Origin of the sequence: Pedobacter sp. HMWF019, assembly GCF_003061025.1 — a bacterium.
Taxonomy (GTDB): Bacteria; Bacteroidota; Bacteroidia; order Sphingobacteriales; family Sphingobacteriaceae; genus Pedobacter.
The window spans coordinates 1-3,547 of the sequence record NZ_QAIL01000615.1 but is presented as its reverse complement, the minus strand read 5'-3'; the positions used below and the strand labels follow the sequence as shown (position 1 = coordinate 3,547).

4 protein-coding genes are annotated in these 3,547 nt (G+C 42.5%); all 4 read left to right on the top strand.

Annotation, left to right across the window (positions count from 1 at the left end; all coding sequences use genetic code 11):
* Positions 1-364: 364 nt before the first annotated feature.
* The 4 genes from DBR11_RS29020 to DBR11_RS29005 all read left to right on the top strand — a co-directional run bounded on the left by DBR11_RS29020 (position 365) and on the right by DBR11_RS29005 (position 3,222).
* On the top strand, positions 365-1,219 hold the full coding sequence (locus DBR11_RS29020) for an AraC family transcriptional regulator (protein WP_108556006.1): 855 nt from the start codon (positions 365-367) through the stop codon (positions 1,217-1,219).
* A 94-nt stretch (positions 1,220-1,313) separates the two neighbouring features.
* A complete protein-coding gene (locus DBR11_RS29015; protein ID WP_108556005.1) occupies positions 1,314-2,510 on the top strand; it encodes an MFS transporter in 1,197 nt (398 codons plus the stop codon).
* A 72-nt stretch (positions 2,511-2,582) separates the two neighbouring features.
* Complete coding sequence (locus DBR11_RS29010) at positions 2,583-2,993, top strand: DUF6597 domain-containing transcriptional factor (protein ID WP_108556004.1); 411 nt, start codon at positions 2,583-2,585, stop codon at positions 2,991-2,993.
* Positions 2,974-3,222 (top strand): DUF1398 family protein, encoded by a 249-nt coding sequence (locus tag DBR11_RS29005; RefSeq protein ID WP_108556003.1) that lies wholly within the window; start codon positions 2,974-2,976, stop codon positions 3,220-3,222. Before DBR11_RS29010 ends, DBR11_RS29005 begins: the two co-directional genes overlap by 20 nt.
* The last annotated feature ends 325 nt before the right edge of the window (positions 3,223-3,547 follow it).

Genomic DNA, 3,547 nt, shown 5'->3' with positions numbered 1-3,547 from the left:
CATCTTCATCGTTTCACGAACTGGCTTATTTGGTTATTTAAAAATACTAAAAACTTATTGCAATGGTATGTATTTAAGATGAATAAGTGGTTATTATTTTTTCACACAACAAAATATATTATTCTTCTACATTCGGTTTTTCAATCTAGTTAAATAGGTTTGGGCCCGGTGTATTCTTAGTCATGGACTTACAATTAAAAGGAAAGACCAAGTTTGTAAGCGGATCTGAAGCCGATTTCTTTAAGACAGAACGCCCGTTTTCGTTACTGCAACGATTTGCCAGTGTGGATGAGGTAGCGAACCCTTTTATTTATTTATCAATAGTCTTATATTTGTACAATCTTTCTCTAAATCATTAAATATAATGGTAAAAGAACAATTATATGAGCCATTCACTGTTTCCGTCGAAACAATGAATGAATTCCCAAAACGGGCCAGACAAAACGCTTTTTTTGAATTGGTGTACATTCTTTCCGGAGAAGGCAAACATTGCGTCAACGATAACCGCTATGCTTACCGTACCGGCGATATGTTCCTTTTTGCCCCTGACGACCTGCATGATTTTAAGATCGAAACGACTACCGAGTTTTTCTTCCTTCGCTTCAACGATATTTACCTAAAATCAAATGGTATTATAAAGGACAATGTACAACGGATGGAATACCTGCTGTATAATGCCAAACAGATCTCCGGATCAATATTGCGTTACGAAACTGATAAGCCACTTGTCAAGATGATGGTGGAAACCATTATCAGGGAACGGGTTAATCGCATCAATTGCTGGGACAAATTGACGCTGGCCTTAGTGAACACTTTGGTGGTGGTCATCGGGCGAAGCATTGAAATGAATCTGCCCGAACAGTTTGCGGAAGACAAAGAAGATAAAGCGCTCGATATTTTACAATATATCCAGGCCAATATCTATGATCCTAAGCTGACTAAAGCGGAACACATCAGCGATAAATTTGGCATTTCCCTGAGTTACCTTGGACGTTATTTCAAAAAGCATACTGGCCAAACTATGCAGGATTATATAGCGCATTATAAACTCAAGCTTATCGAGAACCGTTTGCAATACAGTAAAATGCGTATTTCCGAGATCGTAGATGAATTGGGCTTCGCCGATGAAAGCCATTTCAACAAATTCTTTAAGAAGCAAAAAGGCATGAATCCCTCACAGTTCCGCCAAAGGGCGGAAAGTACGACCATTTCTGCATAAATGACAGATTTGTACAAAATTTACGAAACGAAAGACAAACGATAGCCGCCGGCCTATTGCGAACTTTGTATGGTTATTTAAAACAACACCTACAATGGAACGCATAGCAAATCTTAACATCGCTCAAAAATCTAACCTGGTTAACCCGCATAACCGGAGCACAGTTTATATTCTCGCCCTGGGTGTCTTCGGTATTATTACGACAGAATTTGGCGTAATCGGCATCCTGCCGGAATTGGCCGCCCGCTTTCACGTTTCTATCGCGCAAGCCGGCTGGCTGCTTACCGCCTTCGCCTTAACCATTGCCGTTTCAGGCCCTTTTATTACCCTGGCTGTATCGCACATTAACCGCAAAGTCGCTTTATCGGTTGTGCTTGGAATATTTATTTTATCCAATATTTTCTCCATGATAGCACCCAGCTTTGGATGGCTATTGGCCGCCAGGATACTCCCAGCCTTCTTTCATCCAATATTTTTCTCGGTGGCCATGGGCACCGCAGCCCAATCGGTCGAGCCGGACAAAGCCCCCAAAGCAGTAGCTATTGTCTTTTCGGGGATAAGCGTGGGTACGGTATTGGGTGTGCCGTTAACGGTATTTTTTGCCGACCTGTTTGACTGGCGTGCGGCATTCGCCGTTTCGGCGGTGATTAACCTGATCGCGGTACTGGCGCTGTTATTTCTTTTGCCGTCTATGCCTGTTACTGAACGCCCATCATTCGGTAGTCAATTAGGCATTCTTAAGAAGAAAAAAACCTGGTGGAGCATCATCACCACTATCCTGATCATTACCGGGATGACCGTGAGTTATGGTTACATGGCCGATTACCTTAAAAACGTGGCACTCATGAATGGCAAGATGATCAGTATGGCCATGCTGCTTTTTGGCGGTGCGGGCGTATTGGGAAATTTATTGATCGGCCATCTGCTGAGCCATAACAAGATACGGACAGTCTGGTTATTTTTTGCAGGTCTGATCGCGGTGCAGGCCATCCTGTTTATGGTTGCCAAACAATTTTATCCGGCATTCGCCTTAGTCATCGTTTGGGGCTTTATTCATACGGGCGGTTTCCTTTTAGGCCAGACGCTGATCACCAGTTCGGCGCCGGAAGCGCCGGAATTTGCCAGCAGTATTTTTGTATCTGCGGGTAATACAGGCTTTGCAGCCGGCTCATTCGCCGGTGGTCTAGCCATTAATACTTTTGGTGTACAGGCATTGCCTTTAGCCAGTATCGCTGTATTACTTGCTGCTGCTTTGTGGTTTCTTGTTCAGCAAAGGCTAAGCAAAAATTAATAAAGTGCTTAAAAAAGGTGTCGTTAATCCCCCTGTCATTACATTTTAATTTGATAATCATTAACTTTAGGTATGAAATTCCAGGTTCATTTACCATGTGAACGCTTATTGCCTTACGTAAAGCATTTGATCATTTCAGAAAATGAACAGGAGAATTCATATCGCGTCTTGCCGGATACGGCTTTAGTTATCGGCTTCCAGTACAGGGGCAAACTTTCCTATTGGAATGAGGGTCAGCAGAATCCGCTGGCAAGCTCCGGTATCACCGGTTTAAGAGATACTTACCGGGTATTTCACAATACAGCAGGGGTAGGCTCGGTATTAGTGGTTTTTCGGGAAAATGGCACAGCCAGGTTTATGCAGACACCGCTTCATGAACTCTTCGGGGAAAGCCTTTCTCTGGATTACTTTTTTCCCCGCGCTGCGCTTGTCGTACTGGAGGAACAATTGATTACCGCTGACGATGATTCAGATCAGCGGTGACCCGATCTACGGCGAAAAAACAATTTCGGCACAGGCGTCACCGGCTGCTGTTAAGCAGATCATTGCCGAACACCAGCAGGGCAAAAGTGATTTCCTCACCTTTTGCACATTAGTCGCGAATGCCGGTGTTGAAAAATGGGTGGTAGACACCCGGGTTATGCTATATACTTATTATGATCTTTCCGGCAACAGCATGGTAGCGGAACCCATACCTGATGGATCCTATTGACGTCATTTACCTTAAAATTTATTCTCAAGCTGTGAAACAGTAAAAGGCTGCCCGCTATCAGGCAGCCTTTGTTGTATTTGTATAATTTTTCCATTAACAAGGTTAGATACTCATTATTGTTTACCCAAATAGGCTTCAAATTAATCACAAGCGTTTATTTAATCCGTCATTCGATTGCAATTGTGATATTTTGAAAGAATTGTACAATTTTTACGAAAGTAATGACAATAAAATACATTCTTATCTGATGCAACTTTGTATTGTAAATCAAAACAAAATTTACAATACGTTATGGGAAGTAAAGATAGAATACAACGATTAAAAG

Excerpts from the sequence above, each read along its gene's own strand:
- DBR11_RS29020 (WP_108556006.1), top strand. The coding sequence starts at position 365 with ATGGTAAAAGAACAATTATATGAGCCATTCACTGTTTCCGTCGAAACA.
- DBR11_RS29005 (WP_108556003.1), top strand. The coding sequence starts at position 2,974 with ATGATTCAGATCAGCGGTGACCCGATCTACGGCGAAAAAACAATTTCG.
- DBR11_RS29010 (WP_108556004.1), top strand. The coding sequence starts at position 2,583 with ATGAAATTCCAGGTTCATTTACCATGTGAACGCTTATTGCCTTACGTA.
- DBR11_RS29015 (WP_108556005.1), top strand. The coding sequence starts at position 1,314 with ATGGAACGCATAGCAAATCTTAACATCGCTCAAAAATCTAACCTGGTT.